Genomic DNA, 15,604 nt, shown 5'->3' with positions numbered 1-15,604 from the left:
TTAATATATTCAAGAATAAACTTCACTAGTAGGATGTCATTCCAGTATTGGAATCCAGCTTTTCATTCAACCTCATCAAAAACATTCATTTAGTATAAGATCAGCTACTTTCCATGCTAGTTTGCTTGTTCACAAGCAAACTTTTCTGGATCCCAGTACTGGGATGACACCACTATAAAGTAGATTCCAGCGTCACGCACTGGAATGACACCACAGAGGCTACTTGGATGACAGAAAAGAGTACTGGGATGAGAGGGAAAAGAGCACCGGAATGACAGATTAAGATGATAAGAAGGGGATACCTGATAGGGGGTGGTAACATGAGCTTTTTAAAATTTATTGAACTATGCTTTAAAACGGTAATGCCGGGGTGTGAGTATAACAATTATCAGTATATAAAAATTATAGCAGACAGGCTTGAAGCAGCAAGTGCTGGTGAAGTAAGGAGAATAATATTCAATATGCCACCGCGTTCGATGAAGTCCATGTGCGTGAGTGTTGCATGGCCTGCATGGATACTGGGAAACCAACCAACTGCGAGAGTAATAGTTGCAAGTTATTCTCAGCGGCTCAGCGAAAAGCACTCGCTCGACACCAGGTGCGTGATGCAGTCTAGTTGGTATAGAGCGCTATTTCCAGAGGTAGAACTGTCCAAAGACCAGAACACCAAATATAAATTTCAAACAGTGCAGAGAGGGTACAGAATCGCAACATCAGTTGGTGGAACACTAACTGGTGAAGGTGGTGATTTTATCATCGTTGATGATCCGCTTAGTTCTACTCAAGCTTTGAGTGAAACGTTTAGAAAATGTGCAATAAACTGGTTCGATCAGACTTTAGTAACTAGGCTCAATGACAGGAAAAAAGGAGTCATCGTTCTTGTAATGCACAGACTACATCAGGAGGACTTAACTGGGCATCTTCTCTCAAAACCGAGAAACATATGGCACCATATTTGTTTGCCAATGGTGTCTGAAAATAACGAGATTATCTACTCAATCAGAAAGCCAATACCTCTTGTCCCCGTCATCCGAGTAACTGCAAATAAGTACACCAGTACAGCATCACGCGCTGCATCTGCAAGGATTTTATATTTAAGAACCTGTTTAAAATCTTCGCAATAAGAGAGAAACGAAGGAAAGAACGACCATTTGTAGGCTAGTATTGAGTTTTCGCTCACAGTTTTTCCACAATCGCCTGCATTTTTCCAACCAAGCAAAAGACCGCTCAACAACCCATCTTTTTGGCAATACAGCAAAGGTATGTAATTCGCTTCGTTTTATTACCTCAACAGCTGCACCAATAGTTACTTTTATTTGTGTTGCAAAATTTTCTCCTGTATAGCCAGCATCAACGAGTATATTTTTGACTTCAGAGAGGTTTTCTTTAGCATTTCCCACCATTTTTACAGCACTGCTACGATCAGTTGCTTCTGCCGTTGTTATATGAATTGCATGTGGCAAGCCCTGTGTATCAACTGCGATATGACGCTTTATACCTGAAATCTTTTTACCTGCATCATAACCCTTTCTTTCAGCAGTATCTGCGTTTTTAACGCTTTGAGCATCAATTATGCAGAAACTGGTTTTCTCTTTCCGACCATTGTTGATACGGACCTCTCCAACTAATTTTTTTTAAGACTAATTCCAACAAACTTGGTTCTTCTCCATCCTTTTTATTCCACATTTGAAAATAATAATATATGCTCTCCCACCTTGGAAAATCTTTTGGCAACATCCTCCACTGGCAACCACTTTTTAGGACGTATAATACTGTACAAAATACATCATATAAATCAAGTTTTCTTGGTTTTGTTTTCCTCCTGCTACTCTCCAGAATTGGTTTGATTTTTTCAAATTGCTCTCGACTTATATCACTTGGATAACTTTTTCGCATAGATATACCTCATTCTTAATCTACCCCTATTTTACCTTATCCTTTCGAGATTTTAAACAGGTTCTAAGAAAGGAAGGTCAGTTGCTATATCCCCTAGATGAAGGAAAAGAAGAAATTGAGATGATAAAGGCTGAGCTTGGTAGTTACGCTTTTGCTGCGCAATATCAACAAAACCCTATGCCACTTGAAAGTGGCATAATTAAACGAGAGTGGCTGAAGCGCTATAGAAATTTTCCTGATAATCTCTCGCATATAACACAAAGTTGGGATACTGCGGTTTCAACAAGCGACATTAGTAACTTTAGCGTCTGCACTACTTGGGTAAAAATAGATAATAAATTCTATTTACTTGATGTATATCGTGCAAAACTTGAATATCCAAAGCTTAAAGAGCAAGTTCTGTCACTAGCAGCAAGATGGGCACCACACGCAATTTTGATCGAAGCAAAAACGAGTGGTCAGCAATTGATTCAAGAGCTAAAGGCAAATAGTGACCTACCTGTTATCGAGATAGTGCCACATGATGGTAAGCTCACTTGATTTCATCAAATTGTTCCAATTATAGAGTCTGGTAGGGTTGTTTTGCCGCACCAAGCAGTATGGCTCAACGATTTTGAGTATGAAATTTTTATGTTTCCGGAAACGCGCTACGATGACCAAGTAGACAGTACCGTACAATATCTGCATTGGGTAAGAAATAGTGCCTCTAGGGTTATGGCTGTACGAACATTGTGATTTAAGCCTACCAGATCCCAGTGCCCAGACACTAGCTGAGTTGGTGAATGTAAAAGTAGCTAATTTTGTCTTAAAATGCAGCGTTTTTGATGATCCTAGATGCCAGTGTCAGCTACTTGCATGACACCCTCTGCTACGCAAATTACCTACAAATCACAATGCTCATGTGTCAAGCACTGGTATGACAGAAGAGGAAATCTTACCTTTGTTAGCTATAATACTCAAATTAAAGGAAGAACTTCCTTTAATTCCTTGCCTATCACCGAAATACCATTTTTCTTATGCTAATTCTCAATAAGAAGGGTCTTGAGCTATGAATGTAGTTAAGGATATAGCTGATCCACTTTCCAATTGCTTTCCCCAATAAGGGTGTACCTAAATCTGATGTGCCTTCTGTACTCACCTTCTTGCCAAAATTCAATTACTTTTGGGATTACACAAAATCCTACCCAAAAATCAGGACGAGGGACTTGTGTATTGTAAAATTCCTTCTCCTTCAGTTCAATAGCTTGCTCGAAGTCTTGCCAATTTTTCAGAACGCTCGATTGTTTTGAGCACCACGCACTAATTTGACTATCGCGTGCTCGAGAGGAAAAATATTCGTCGGCCTTTTTACCGTTTAGAAGCTTAACATCTCCTTCAATTCGTACTTGCCTAGAAAATTCTATCCAGTGAAACACCAACGCAGCTCTAGGATTCTCGGTCAATTCTTTTCCTTTTCTACTATTTACGTTAGTAAAGAACACAAAGCCTTCTTTACTATATTCCTTTAGTAATACCACTCTTGCAGATGGAATGCAGTCTTTGCTACAAGTTGCTAGCGTTATTGCAGTTGATGAAGAATTAAGTACTTCTTCATACCACTTTGAAAACAAATCAATCGGATCTTTTTTAGGTGAAAATATCATATCCAAAAATTAATTCTGACATACACTGCAGAGATAAGTACTACGACCATTTTGCCGTATAAGTGTTATGATATTATTGCAAATCTTGCAAGGTTTTTGAACTTTACCATATACATAAAAACTATTTTGAAAATATCCAACAGATCCAGATGGCTGTGCATAATCTTTCAGCGTTGAACCGCCTGCAGTGATTGCATCACTCAGAGTATTTTTTATTTCAGTAGCGAGTTTTTCGCACTCTTTATACGTCAAATCTTGTGCTGGCCTGAGAGGTGATATACGAGCTCTAAACAAACTTTCAGAAGCATATATATTGCCTACTCCAACTATCAATTTATTATTCATTAACGCTGATTTGATATTTGCTTTTCTGTTCCCCAGCAACTTTTGTAAATAGTTTCCATTAAATTCATCTGTGAGAGGCTCTATTCCAAAATCGTTAAAAAAAATTGCTTCTTGTTCTTTATTTACAACAATGACCAATCCAAATCTTCTTGAATCATTAAAAATTATTGAGGTATTGTCGGAAAATAAAAATATCACATGATCATGTTTATTCTGCGCTCGATAATCTTCAGCATATATGAGCTTTCCGCTCATACCAAGATGTATGATTACAGCCATACTACCATCTATATTCCAGATCGTATACTTACCTCTACGCTTGATATTGCTTATAACTTTGCCCTTTAGAATATCATCAATATTTTTTGTTATTGGTACACGCAAATTCCAATTATTAACTATAACATTGCTAATTTGCTTATTTTTGATTTTATCAAGCAAAAAATTAGAGATTACTTCCACTTCCGGTAGTTCTGGCATCTTGTCTACTCTGTTGCTGTTTTTTTCTTTTCAAAATATTTTGCTTTAAAGCTTTCGCTAATCTTTTTTTCTCCTCTTCTTTTTCCTTATTCTTTTTTATGTTATTCATTATCATTATATATGAACCCTGCCGTTATAGCTCAGGTGGTAGAGTACGTCATTGGTAATGACGAGGTCCCAAGTTCGAGTCTTGGTAACGGCACACTGATTATACTCATGTTATTGCGTTCATTCAATTGTTTATGATTGCAGAACACTGAAACTGCTTGTATCTATGTAAAGTAATTAATAAGGTCCGAAATAGGAGCAACAAATGGTAGAAAATGTAATTGTAGATTTATCGCACTGGGAGCAAAGTGTAGATTTTAAGTTAGCAAAAGAAGATGGAATATTAGGGATCATGCATAAAGCGACACAGGGACTAAAATATGTAGATCCAACATATGAGGAGAGAAGGAAAGCTGCTGAAGAAGAGGGATTGCTTTGGGGAGCATACCATTTTGCAGTAAGAGAGGAAGGAAAAGACCAAGCAGAGCATTTTTTAAAAGTAGTTGGGAATGATTCTCAAGTATTGCTTGCCCTAGATATTGAAGAAAATAGAGGAGACAATATAACGCCAAAGCAAGCGGAAGATTTTGTTAATGAAATTCATAAAATAACAGGTCGTTTACCGCTGGTTTATGGAAGTGCTTATTTTCTCAAGGATTTTGCCACACCTACTTTAACTAAATTTCCGCTCTGGATAGCAAGATGGGGAGAAAGTCCAATGTTGCCGAAAGGATGGAATGACTGGGTTCTGTGGCAGTACACTGACGGTCAGACGGGACCTGAGCCGCATTCGGTAAAAGGGATCGGACCATGTGACAGAAATAAATTCAACGGAACATTGGAAGAACTAAAAAAGTTCTGGTTACTAGGAGAACAACGCTGTTAAAAATTTTAAAACAATTATTTTGCAAGCTGACAAAAAAATTCAGTATGGGATGCTTAAGGTCAGTTAGTACCTTACTTATATACTTCCACTTGAAGTCTTTTTCACAACTAGCTGGTATAATTATGAGTATCTTTGCTTAAAGTGCTCTGATTGGCTACAAAGTTTAAAAGAACCAAGGTTACAAAGGTAGGTTATCATGTTTCTTCCATATTCTTTCTACTTTCTTATTTTTCAATAGCTCTAGTGCTTTGTGAAGGTGGTGCCTTGTTTTACTTGGTACTATGATATCATCAATGTATCCATGCGATGCAGCAAAAAATGGATTAGCAAATTTCTCTTTGTATTCTTTAATTAATGTCTGCTGATCTTTTTCGTGTCGAAATATAATCTCAACTGCACTTTCAGGACCCATGACGGCTATTTCAGCAGTTGGCCAAGCATAATTTATATCGCCTTTTAGATGTTTAGAATTCATAACAATGTATGCACCACCATACGCTTTTCTGGTGATAAGGCTAATTTTCGGTACGGTCGCTTCAGCATAAGCATAAAGCAGTTTCGCTCCATGTTGTATTACATTATTGTATTCTTGATTTGTACCTGGCAGAAACCCTGGAACATCAATAAGTGTGATGATCGGAATGTTAAATGCATCGCAGAACCTCACAAACCTTGCAGCTTTTCTTGAAGAATCGATATCTAAGCACCCTGCAAGGTGCATAGGTTGATTTGCAACAATGCCAACAGTATTTCTTCCAATTCTGCCAAAACCAATCATGATGTTACGGGCAAAATCAGGCTTTAACTCGAAGAATTTCCTTTCATCGCAAACTTTTTCAATGAGCTCATACATATCGTAGGAAGTGTTAGGATTGCTAGGGATTAGAGTGTTTAAAGATTCATCAATGTCATCAACCTCGTCACAGGTTGATAAGGATTTCGGTGATTCTTGATTGTTTGCTGGTAAGAAAGTAAAGAATTCACGTATTTTTAGCAGCATTTCAACATCATTATTAAACGCGAAATCTGCCACTCCTGTTTTACTTGTATGAATTTTTGCACCACCGAGGTCTTCGAAACTTACATCTTCGTAGGTGACTTTTTTTACTACATCTGGTCCGGTTATAAACATGTATGAACTATTTTTTACCATGAAAGTAAAATCAGTTAATGCTGGGGAATAAACTGCACCACCAGCACATGGCCCCATGATCAAAGAAATTTGTGGTATAACGCCTGATGCATTTACGTTTCTTTGAAAAATTTCTCCATAACCAGCAAGAGAATTTACTCCTTCTTGAATTCTGGCTCCGCCAGAGTCATTTAGCCCGATAATTGGAATCCTGGCATTGATTGCCATATCCATAATTTTGCATATTTTTTTTGCATGCGATGCACCAAGCGACCCACCAAAGACAGTAAAATCCTGAGAATAAACAAAAACTTTTCTGCCATAAATAGTGCCGTGGCCAATTACAACACCATCACCTAGAAAATTAGCATTTTGCATGCCAAAGTCAGTTGCATGATGCTTCACAAATTTATCGTATTCTTCAAATGAATTTTCATCGAGTAATATACTAAGCCTTTCTCTAGCAGTTAATTTCCCTTTTTCATGTTGTTTGGTAATCCTGTCAGGACCACCTCCTTTTTCAGCTTCCAGTGCTTTAGCTTGTAAGTTCTCTAGTATTTTAAAGTCTTGCATACGATAAAGTAGTTTTCAAATTAGTTGTAAACTTTATCAAGCTTACAAATCCTATTGATTATACACATACACCATTGCTACATGCAACAGTGTATGTATAGTAATTGTTAATGCGCTAGTGATTTTTGGCCACTACTATGTGAATGTTTAAATGTACCAGTATTCTCCAAAGTAGCAGAAGGTGGACTAACTTCACTGCCTTCTGTTTGCACGGAAATTTCAGCAGCTTCAACAACCTTTCTTATACGAGGTTCTTTTTTTAGTTCTTCACAATTCTCTAAGAACCTGTTTAAAATCTTCGCAATAAGAGAGAAACGAAGGAAAGAACGACCATTTGTAGGCTAGTATTGAGTTTTCGCTCACAGTTTTTCCACAATCGCCTGCATTTTTCCAACCAAGCAAAAGACCGCTCAACAACCCATCTTTTTGGCAATACAGCAAAGGTATGTAATTCGCTTCGTTTTATTACCTCAACAGCTGCACCAATAGTTACTTTTATTTGTGTTGCAAAATTTTCTCCTGTATAGCCAGCATCAACGAGTATATTTTTGACTTCAGAGAGGTTTTCTTTAGCATTTCCCACCATTTTTACAGCACTGCTACGATCAGTTGCTTCTGCCGTTGTTATATGAATTGCATGTGGCAAGCCCTGTGTATCAACTGCGATATGACGCTTTATACCTGAAATCTTTTTACCTGCATCATAACCCTTTCTTTCAGCAGTATCTGCGTTTTTAACGCTTTGAGCATCAATTATGCAGAAACTGGTTTTCTCTTTCCGACCATTGTTGATACGGACCTCTCCAACTAATTTTTTTTAAGACTAATTCCAACAAACTTGGTTCTTCTCCATCCTTTTTATTCCACATTTGAAAATAATAATATATGCTCTCCCACCTTGGAAAATCTTTTGGCAACATCCTCCACTGGCAACCACTTTTTAGGACGTATAATACTGTACAAAATACATCATATAAATCAAGTTTTCTTGGTTTTGTTTTCCTCCTGCTACTCTCCAGAATTGGTTTGATTTTTTCAAATTGCTCTCGACTTATATCACTTGGATAACTTTTTCGCATAGATATACCTCATTCTTAATCTACCCCTATTTTACCTTATCCTTTCGAGATTTTAAACAGGTTCTAAGAAAAGCTTGCAGTTTTCACCGTCCATATCCACCATTATTTCGCCAAAGTCTGAGGGATCTTTAGAATATAAAATCATTACAATTTTTTCATCACCCACTGCAAAAGTCATCTGAAGTATGCCCTTTATACGACGATATTCTCCATATTGTATTTGGACTGCACCACCTCCTTCCCCGATCTGTAGTACACCACCCTCCAAGTATTTAAATTCTGGAGAATTCATAAATGTTGCAGGTTTTACAACACTTTCTGCTGGACATTCTATACAATAACGTCCATTATCTGTTTCTACTATAACGCCATCTTCTTCACCATTTTCAATGCTTTCACATACAATTTTTCTTCGCTTTGACAAGCAGTCTTCGCGTTTTTTCAGTATATCTTTTGGCAATAGGTTCAAACTTTCTTTGCTCACATTAGTACATGTTAAAACTAGACCATATATTTTTAACAAGAGACTATCTAGTTGATGTCTTTCACTCTCATCAATGTATGACTGATTCTTCTCAAGCAAGGATGAATACTTTATTAAATAATCTATTAATGATATTGTTTCTAAGTATGGATAAGTATTATGTAAGTCTGGATAAATGTTACATGGGACACCAAACATGATCTTTTGCTTTTTTCCATCTTCTGTGAGTTTTAAACAGCCCTCTATCCCTATCATTTTTCCGTCAAATAATTTCGTATGTACAAAATTGAGAATGGTTTGATCTGATATATACAGTGAATGTATTTTTTTTAGCATATCTAGGATATATTTTCGCATACGTTCATCAACGCATTCCTGCATTACCATGCTTAATTGCAAATTCTCTGTTTTTGTTGGGTATTCTGTTTTATGTGAATATCCTTGTTGTTTTAATTTTTCATTACCTACACTTGCTATTCGTTCTAATATTGGCATAATGACCTCCATTCTACGTAATAAAATTAGGATAAAATATCCCAATTCTAGAATATTCATATGATCTATAAGGTCAATAATTAAATTGAAAAATTTTGGTTATAATTTACTTTACATAGAAGATGCCCTTAAATTATATTAAAATAGACTTCTTGCATAACAAACTTTTGGCAGCGTGTTGGATGAAATGACTTGACAAACTCCGCCAGTCCTCTTATCATGGAAGTGAAGCTATTTTATTTAACTTCGCAATCTGCAGATTAAAACGACAAGGAAACTTGTATTTGGCGTCTCATGTTTAATTTTTCGCACTATGTGCACCTTATGTCTTTATAAAACTTCTAGGTTTTTACCTACACAAGCTGAAACGCGCTTATAAAGCGTTTAAGACATCAAAAACGTCAAATAGAACAAGGGAGAATTTGAATACTAGCTACCGCGGGTTTTCTTTTGCCTTTTTTCTGCTTAGTAAATTTCTTAGCATTTAAGCTAAGGGTCTGTTGCAGTTTAAAAGTCGCTAAATTGCAGCGTTTAAGACTTAAAAACGCCAATACTGAAAATAGAAAGTGACTAGGGCTTCTTTTACCTTTTTTTAGGTTATGCAAGAAGTTTAACGAAGTATGCATTATTTTTTTTAGAGTGTAAACTGCTCTTGACATAAACGCCTTCTTATGCTAAAAAGGTATGGTTTATACTAGAGGGCTATAGTGATGAGTAAAAATTTGTGTGTATTAGTAACTTTGCTTATCTTTTCATTTAGGTGCTTATCTAATGATATTAAAATAAACAACTTAGAAAATTTTTATGTTAAAGCTAATTATTTTGGAGCATTATTTAATGCAATAGGGCCTTTAAAAGGGAAAGAAGATGCGGGTACAGATAAAGATGGAGTTTTTAGTATTAGTAAGGAAGAGAGAATTGAAGCTGGATATAACCCTAAATACGTTCCGGGATTTGCTAGTAGTGCCGCAGTAGGATATTTGTTAGAAAATATGAGAGTTGAGTTTGAAGGCTTATATTCTCAAACTGACTTATACGATGAAGACTATTCGAATAAAAATAAAGCAAGATATGTTGAACTTCGTCGTAGTAAGGATACTTCTGCTGGAACAAAATGTGACTCACCCTGGAGAAGTATTAAGTTTTTTGAGATTAAGAAAAAGGATGTTAAAGTAGATACTGAAAAATGTGAAGACGTTAGGGAGGCTATTGAAAGTAAAACTATTGAAGCAGATTTTAGAGTTGCATTTAAGATGAAAAATAAAGGCTTTAATAATTTAGCTGGAATGATCAATGTATATCACGAATTTAATAAAGAAGGAATGCAATTTGTTCCGTATATTGGTGTTGGTGGAGGGTTGACTAAGGTCAAGTTTTTAGGGAGGACAAGATATGCATTTGCTTATCAAGCAAAACTTGGTGTTAATTATCCGCTTACAACACAAACCCAAGTGTTTGCTGGTCTGCGCTATTTCGGCATTCTCGGTAACGAGTTTAAAGGCATTGTACCTACAATCAAGATACCGCAAGGTGAAAAATATATTCCTTCTGGAGAAAGTAGTGAAGTTGATGAAACTGCACGCACTGAGTCCACTACTGCAACTATTACAAACAGATTTGGCGTATATGGTTTAGAGTTTGGGTTAGCTCATCATTTTTAATTTTAGATTCATCATATCGCTAGCTGAGGTTTTGATGAATGGCCATTTCGCTACTTGTTAGCGAAATCTGTGCTGGTTATATATAAAGTCAATAGTTAAATTGCAAAATTTTGGTTATAATTTACTTTGATGTTCTTAAATTATGCTAAAAATCGCTATAGTAGGCCTACCAAATGCTGGCAAGTCGACTCTTTTTAACAGACTGGTGGGAAGAAAAGCAGCAGTAGTTAGTAATGTTCCAGGAGTAACGAGGGATAGACGAGAGGGAATAGGAAGAATTAGCGATTTAGAATTTAAAGTCATAGATACAGGAGGATGGAATGACCAAACTAATTTTTCATTGCAAGTTATTGAGCAAATAGAATTTTCTTTATTGAGTGCAGATGTAATTTTCTTTCTTGTTGATGCAAAAGTGCAAAATGAGCGAAACAAAGAATTTGCAAAGTGGCTGAAGAGAAAAACGAATAAACCTGTAATATTAATAGCAAATAAATGTGAAAGTCATAAATCTGAAAATGTTGATTACCTGCAGTTTTTTGATTTTATAGGCCCGGTATATATCTCTGCTGAACATAATCTTGGTATGGTTGATCTTTATGATGCATTATCTGAAGATTTAAACGAGAATGCTGAGCTATTTGAAAATGAACCCAGCAAATTGAGAATTGCAATAATCGGTCGCCCAAATGTTGGAAAATCAACTTTTTTAAACAGTTTACTTGCAGAAGACAGAGTAATAGTGAGTTCAGAGCCAGGCACTACGCGTGATTCTGTAGATATTGTATACGATCGTAATGGAGAGCTAATAACTCTCATTGACACCGCAGGAATTCGCAGAAAGGCAAATGTTATAGATGACTTAGAATCAAGGTTTGTTGAAAAAAGCATGGAATCAATAAAGCGCTCTCATGTGGTGGTTTTAATGCTAGACTCTCTGCTTGGTATTGAGCAGCAGGATTTATCAATTGGTGAAGCCGCAATCAGAGAAGGGAAGGGGATTATCATTGTTTTAAATAAATGGGATTTAATAGGTAAAGATGATAGGAGTAAGTTAATAAAATTTGTGAAACAGCAGGAAGTAACCAGGTTATTCTTGGAAGTGCCAACTATAACAATTTCTGCGTTGAAAGGTATGCGTTGCAGTGATGTGATAGATAAGTGTCTTGAAGTGAACGAATCCTTGAACAAGAAGATCAGCACTGCAAAATTGAATAAATGGCTAATCGATGCTTTAGATAGACACTCTCACCCGCTTGTAAAAGGTAGAGCGATTAAGATGAAGTATATTGCTCAAATTGGCACTAAACCTCCAGCTTTTTCTTTGATATGTAACGTGCCTGAGAGTGTTGATGAAAGTTATAAGCGCTATTTAACTAACGATCTCAGAAAAAATTTCTTTGCAGAAGGCGTACCAGTTAGGTTGCTTTTGAAAAAAAATAAAAATCCCTATGTAAAATAAATTCTCTGCTTTATACTTTCAGAGGTTTTTATAATTAAGTTATGTGTAATAACTCCAAAATTCCTGCAATCTTTCTGCTGTCGAGCGCCGTTGCTCTAATTTTTGCATATGTGCTAGAATATTTTTTCAATATGCTACCGTGCGAGTTATGTATATACGAGCGGATAGTCTACTATGTTGCAGGGTTACTTGCAGTGGTGTGCATACTAAAAAACAACAAAATTTTAATCTATGCAATGTTTTGTAGCTACCTTGTAGGTGCAATAATATCTTTTTATCATGTAGGTCTTGAGCTTCATTGGTTTCATGACGTTTTAGGATGCACAGAGCAGACAAGTGTTAACACTAGTGTAGAAGAGCTCAGAAATAATCTATTGAATCCTAATTACTCTCCATCTTGTGACAGACCTCATTACGTTTTAGGTGTTTCCTTAGCAACATGGAATCTAATTTATCTCATAGCAGCTCTGTTCGTATCAGGTAAGGTGTATTGTGGAGAAAGAGAGAAATCTAAATAATTTAAGGTATAGCAACAGTAAGTTCCTGCAACAAGCAATTAGAGTAAACCATGCTGGGGAATATGGAGCTATTTGCATTTATTCTGGTCAAAAATTTATTCTTAAAAAATCTTCTATAATTAATGAAATAATTGAAATGGAAGAGCAGGAAAAAAAACATTTTCACTATTTTAATGAGAAAATCAAAGAGCAAAAAGTTCGTCCTACTGTTTTGCTGCCAGTTTGGCGTGTTTTAGGAGTGTCACTTGGCGTTGCAACTGCCATTATGGGCAAAAAAGCTGCCATGGCTTGCACTGCTGCAGTTGAAGAAGTGATCGGGGAGCATTACAAAGAGCAAGTTTCGCATTTAGAAGATGGAGAATTAAAAGAAACTATAAGTAAATTTCGCGATGAGGAATTGGAACACAGAGATATTGCAATTGAACACAATGCTGAAAGCGCATTTGGTTACAACGTCTTATCTTCATTCATAAAAACAGGCTGCAAAGCTGCTATTTACTTATCTAAGTTAATTTAACCGTTAGCAGATAGTTATATGCAAAGCAGCTATGTGACAGTTTTTGCTCATAAAGATAAAATTACATAAATGTGGCAACTTAAAAGTATATATTGTATAATGTTTACTCTTAATGGAAGGTAATTTATGGATTTGAGTAAAATAACTCCAGCATCAGATGCAATGAGTGTGATAATTGAAATAGGTGCAAATGCTGAGCCTGTAAAGTATGAGTTTAATGAAGAACTTGGATTATTGCAAGTTGACAGGTTTTTATCTACCTCAATGACCTACCCTTGCAATTATGGATTTGTCCCAAATACCTGTGCAGGTGATGGTGATCCTGTGGATGTTCTGGTATTAACTCAATTCCCCTTAGCATCTAATGTTTTAATATCGGTGCGTCCAATAGGTGCTTTACTTACTAAGGATGAGAAAGGAGAAGATGAAAAAGTGCTAGCTGTGCCTGTTTCCAGCGTTGATAGCTATTATGATAACGTGAAAGATTATTCTGATTTACCTAAAAACCTGCTAGATAAAATTGCTCATTTCTTTTCACACTATAAGGATCTAGAGAAAGGAAAAACAGTAACAGTTGGAAAGTGGGTTGGCATAGAGGAGGCTAACAAAATCATTGAAAACGCTATTAAAAGTGGAAATTGATGCGTATTAGTTTGGATTGTTGTGCTATAGTAAAATTACAGTTATTGACAGGCTTATAAAGAGATTCTGCTATTTATAGTATAAAAACCGCTATTAAAAGCATTAGACAGGTTGTGAAGTCTTGGTATTATAGTAGGGTATTTATCTTTGGGTTAAGATTTGGAAGGGTGGCCGAGCGGCTGAAGGCGGCGGTTTGCTAAACCGTTATACGATTGAAAAGTCGTATCGAGGGTTCGAATCCCTCTCCTTCCGCGTATTATTTTAGCATGATACAGAATTGCTATATTTGGCCCTATTGAGATATATAAACATACCTAACTTTGTTGAATTTTTTATGGTGCTACAAAATTCAGATGAATTCTCATATTTTTCTTAGTAGAGTCAGCCACACTACTTCTACAAAAGTTATGAATCGCTCTTCGTTTCTCATGTTCGTTTTTTACTATAGATTAATTATTTGATTATAGTATCATCTTAATTAAGCTTATGCTTGGAATATTTATGAAGAGTGTTTTATACTTTGCATTGTTATTTGTCGTATTTGGATCACCTAGCCTGTTTGCTGTAGAGCAATTTGAAGAAAAAAAAATTGACGCAGACGGATCAGTCGGTTCTGTGCATGAAAATGTAGGTATAAGGAAAAATCTAAAACAAGGTTTACCAGAAAACATAATCCAAGGGAACGAGCCAGAATTTTCCAAAAGCAACGTTGATAAGTTAAATGTGAAAGAAACACAAGATACCAAGATTGAAGGAACAACCAATAAAAAAGAGCTGCAATACAATGAGAACAAAGCCCCTGCGGTTGAAAAAACTATAGGTGAGGGTGAGAAGATTGATAAAGATTTGCCAGACCTTAATAATAATGCGCCAAAGGGAAGTACAGAAGAATTTGCTCAAGATTTACCAAGCGTAACCAATAAGAAAGATTTGAAAACAGAGCCTTTAAGTGCTGACTTAAATGAGAATATAGCTAACCAACAAAAAGATCTACAAATTGATCAAAAGGTTGATGTAGAAAAGAATAAACTTTCAGAAGATAATACAAATAAGTTGTCAGAGGAAAAAAAAGGAAAAGTGGATGATCAAGTTGGAAAAGAAAAAGTGAAGGAAGCGGGTGATAGTTTTGTAGATCATAATAGAAAAAATCGAGTAAAATCTATTACTAAAAAAGACGAAGAACGCAAACAAGAGAAAAAGAAAAATTTACAAAAATGGACAAAGCTAAACAAAGAACCAGTAAAAGAATGGTATCATAAAGATGCACAAAGCAAGTCAATATATAGGCGACAATACGATAACCTTAATGAGCATCTTCCGACAACCATATTTATTGATGACTATAGTAAGCAATTTTTTTACTGTATTAAAAAGAACAACTTAGTTTGTTTGAGAGGAATAATAAGTAAATTGGAAAAAATTGGATTGACAACTCAAGAAGTACTAAAGCTTAGAAATAAACTTGGAGATACCCCTCTAATTTACGCAGTTAAACAAGGTGAGATAGATATAGTACGCTTTCTTTTATTGCAAGGTGCTGATCCTAAAGCGGTTAATAATAGTTTTCAATCTCCTATTGATATAGCAATCGAAAGAAAAAGAATTGATATGATAAATGTAATCGCTGAAATGACACCACATCTTTTAGAGCATAAAAGAATAGACAACAAAGAAAATCTAGAAATGTATGATTGGGCTGTGAAGACAAAAGAAGATAATGAATCACAATGCAATGAAGATTAAACA

At 35.8% G+C, this 15,604-nt stretch carries 14 protein-coding genes, 2 tRNA genes and 2 pseudogenes; 11 read left to right on the top strand and 7 right to left on the bottom strand.

Annotation, left to right across the window (positions count from 1 at the left end):
- Positions 1-320 precede the first annotated feature (320 nt).
- Positions 321-1,100: pseudogene (locus tag ACICP6_RS02510) on the top strand (terminase); the annotation flags it as partial.
- 6 nt (positions 1,101-1,106) lie between these two features.
- On the opposite strand, the gene ACICP6_RS02505 reads toward ACICP6_RS02510, so the two are convergent.
- Positions 1,107-1,896, bottom strand: a protein-coding gene (locus ACICP6_RS02505) for an IS5 family transposase (RefSeq protein WP_395462624.1) whose coding sequence is annotated in 2 segments (ribosomal slippage) — positions 1,107-1,634 and positions 1,636-1,896 — 789 coding nt in all. Because the reading frame shifts where the segments join, the coding sequence is not laid out codon by codon here.
- A 66-nt stretch (positions 1,897-1,962) separates the two neighbouring features.
- Between ACICP6_RS02505 and terL the strand changes: the two are divergent.
- Positions 1,963-2,631 (top strand): annotated as a pseudogene (gene terL, locus ACICP6_RS02500) (phage terminase large subunit); the annotation flags it as partial.
- 323 nt (positions 2,632-2,954) lie between these two features.
- On the opposite strand, the gene pdxH reads toward terL, so the two are convergent.
- Genes pdxH through ACICP6_RS02485 form a run of 3 tightly spaced genes read right to left on the bottom strand, consistent with a single transcriptional unit; the run spans position 2,955 to position 4,473 of the window.
- Positions 2,955-3,539, bottom strand: a complete 585-nt coding sequence (gene pdxH, locus ACICP6_RS02495; RefSeq protein WP_395463479.1) for a pyridoxamine 5'-phosphate oxidase — start codon at positions 3,537-3,539, stop codon at positions 2,955-2,957.
- 9 nt (positions 3,540-3,548) lie between these two features.
- Complete coding sequence (gene mutM / locus ACICP6_RS02490; protein WP_395463478.1) at positions 3,549-4,364, bottom strand: bifunctional DNA-formamidopyrimidine glycosylase/DNA-(apurinic or apyrimidinic site) lyase; 816 nt, start codon at positions 4,362-4,364, stop codon at positions 3,549-3,551.
- On the bottom strand, positions 4,330-4,473 hold the full coding sequence (locus tag ACICP6_RS02485; RefSeq protein WP_265026127.1) for a hypothetical protein: 144 nt from the start codon (positions 4,471-4,473) through the stop codon (positions 4,330-4,332). Before ACICP6_RS02485 ends, mutM begins: the two co-directional genes overlap by 35 nt.
- A gap of 20 nt (positions 4,474-4,493) precedes the next feature.
- Here ACICP6_RS02485 and ACICP6_RS02480 point away from each other — a divergent pair.
- Both ACICP6_RS02480 and ACICP6_RS02475 read left to right on the top strand, forming a co-directional pair.
- Positions 4,494-4,566, top strand: a tRNA-Thr gene (locus tag ACICP6_RS02480).
- A 111-nt stretch (positions 4,567-4,677) separates the two neighbouring features.
- Complete coding sequence (locus tag ACICP6_RS02475; protein ID WP_395463477.1) at positions 4,678-5,298, top strand: glycoside hydrolase family 25 protein; 621 nt, start codon at positions 4,678-4,680, stop codon at positions 5,296-5,298.
- 178 nt (positions 5,299-5,476) lie between these two features.
- Here ACICP6_RS02475 and ACICP6_RS02470 read toward each other — a convergent pair whose 3' ends face one another.
- From ACICP6_RS02470 to ACICP6_RS02460, 3 genes are all read right to left on the bottom strand, one after another.
- Positions 5,477-7,003 (bottom strand): acyl-CoA carboxylase subunit beta, encoded by a 1,527-nt coding sequence (locus ACICP6_RS02470; RefSeq protein WP_395463476.1) that lies wholly within the window; start codon positions 7,001-7,003, stop codon positions 5,477-5,479.
- Between the two features lie 289 nt (positions 7,004-7,292).
- Positions 7,293-8,082, bottom strand: a protein-coding gene (locus ACICP6_RS02465) for an IS5 family transposase (RefSeq protein ID WP_395462624.1) whose coding sequence is annotated in 2 segments (ribosomal slippage) — positions 7,293-7,820 and positions 7,822-8,082 — 789 coding nt in all. Because the reading frame shifts where the segments join, the coding sequence is not laid out codon by codon here.
- Positions 8,083-8,134: 52 nt separating this feature from the next.
- Positions 8,135-9,061 carry a hypothetical protein gene (locus tag ACICP6_RS02460; RefSeq protein WP_395463475.1) on the bottom strand — a complete coding sequence of 309 codons (927 nt, stop codon included), beginning with the start codon at positions 9,059-9,061 and terminating at the stop codon, positions 8,135-8,137.
- A gap of 710 nt (positions 9,062-9,771) precedes the next feature.
- On the opposite strand from ACICP6_RS02460, the gene ACICP6_RS02455 reads away from it, so the two are divergent.
- The 7 genes from ACICP6_RS02455 to ACICP6_RS02425 all read left to right on the top strand — a co-directional run bounded on the left by ACICP6_RS02455 (position 9,772) and on the right by ACICP6_RS02425 (position 15,601).
- Positions 9,772-10,722, top strand: a complete 951-nt coding sequence (locus ACICP6_RS02455) for a P44/Msp2 family outer membrane protein (protein ID WP_395463646.1) — start codon at positions 9,772-9,774, stop codon at positions 10,720-10,722.
- Positions 10,723-10,864: 142 nt separating this feature from the next.
- Positions 10,865-12,181, top strand: a complete 1,317-nt coding sequence (gene der, locus ACICP6_RS02450; RefSeq protein ID WP_395463474.1) for a ribosome biogenesis GTPase Der — start codon at positions 10,865-10,867, stop codon at positions 12,179-12,181.
- A gap of 41 nt (positions 12,182-12,222) precedes the next feature.
- Positions 12,223-12,699 carry a disulfide bond formation protein B gene (locus ACICP6_RS02445; protein WP_395463473.1) on the top strand — a complete coding sequence of 159 codons (477 nt, stop codon included), beginning with the start codon at positions 12,223-12,225 and terminating at the stop codon, positions 12,697-12,699.
- Positions 12,674-13,216 (top strand): demethoxyubiquinone hydroxylase family protein, encoded by a 543-nt coding sequence (locus ACICP6_RS02440; RefSeq protein WP_395463472.1) that lies wholly within the window; start codon positions 12,674-12,676, stop codon positions 13,214-13,216. Before ACICP6_RS02445 ends, ACICP6_RS02440 begins: the two co-directional genes overlap by 26 nt.
- Positions 13,217-13,342: 126 nt before the next feature.
- Entirely contained in the window at positions 13,343-13,858 is a 516-nt protein-coding gene (ppa, locus tag ACICP6_RS02435) for an inorganic diphosphatase (protein WP_395463471.1), read from the top strand.
- A 161-nt stretch (positions 13,859-14,019) separates the two neighbouring features.
- A tRNA-Ser gene (locus tag ACICP6_RS02430) sits at positions 14,020-14,110 on the top strand.
- A gap of 234 nt (positions 14,111-14,344) precedes the next feature.
- Positions 14,345-15,601 carry an ankyrin repeat domain-containing protein gene (locus ACICP6_RS02425; RefSeq protein ID WP_395463470.1) on the top strand — a complete coding sequence of 419 codons (1,257 nt, stop codon included), beginning with the start codon at positions 14,345-14,347 and terminating at the stop codon, positions 15,599-15,601.
- Positions 15,602-15,604 lie beyond the last annotated feature (3 nt).

This window comes from Wolbachia endosymbiont of Cantharis cryptica, from assembly GCF_964277405.1.
GTDB lineage: Bacteria > Pseudomonadota > Alphaproteobacteria > Rickettsiales > Anaplasmataceae > Wolbachia.
This window is presented reverse-complemented; position numbering and strand designations above follow the sequence as displayed.

Bases quoted from the DNA above. Each gene is read 5' to 3' on its own strand.
- ACICP6_RS02485 (WP_265026127.1), bottom strand. From the start codon at position 4,473: ATGAATAACATAAAAAAGAATAAGGAAAAAGAAGAGGAGAAAAAAAGA.
- ACICP6_RS02475 (WP_395463477.1), top strand. From the start codon at position 4,678: ATGGTAGAAAATGTAATTGTAGATTTATCGCACTGGGAGCAAAGTGTA.
- ACICP6_RS02455 (WP_395463646.1), top strand. From the start codon at position 9,772: ATGAGTAAAAATTTGTGTGTATTAGTAACTTTGCTTATCTTTTCATTT.
- pdxH (WP_395463479.1), bottom strand. From the start codon at position 3,539: ATGATATTTTCACCTAAAAAAGATCCGATTGATTTGTTTTCAAAGTGG.
- ACICP6_RS02425 (WP_395463470.1), top strand. From the start codon at position 14,345: ATGCTTGGAATATTTATGAAGAGTGTTTTATACTTTGCATTGTTATTT.
- ppa (WP_395463471.1), top strand. From the start codon at position 13,343: ATGGATTTGAGTAAAATAACTCCAGCATCAGATGCAATGAGTGTGATA.
- ACICP6_RS02445 (WP_395463473.1), top strand. From the start codon at position 12,223: ATGTGTAATAACTCCAAAATTCCTGCAATCTTTCTGCTGTCGAGCGCC.
- mutM (WP_395463478.1), bottom strand. From the start codon at position 4,364: ATGCCAGAACTACCGGAAGTGGAAGTAATCTCTAATTTTTTGCTTGAT.
- ACICP6_RS02470 (WP_395463476.1), bottom strand. From the start codon at position 7,003: ATGCAAGACTTTAAAATACTAGAGAACTTACAAGCTAAAGCACTGGAA.
- ACICP6_RS02460 (WP_395463475.1), bottom strand. From the start codon at position 9,061: ATGCCAATATTAGAACGAATAGCAAGTGTAGGTAATGAAAAATTAAAA.
- der (WP_395463474.1), top strand. From the start codon at position 10,865: ATGCTAAAAATCGCTATAGTAGGCCTACCAAATGCTGGCAAGTCGACT.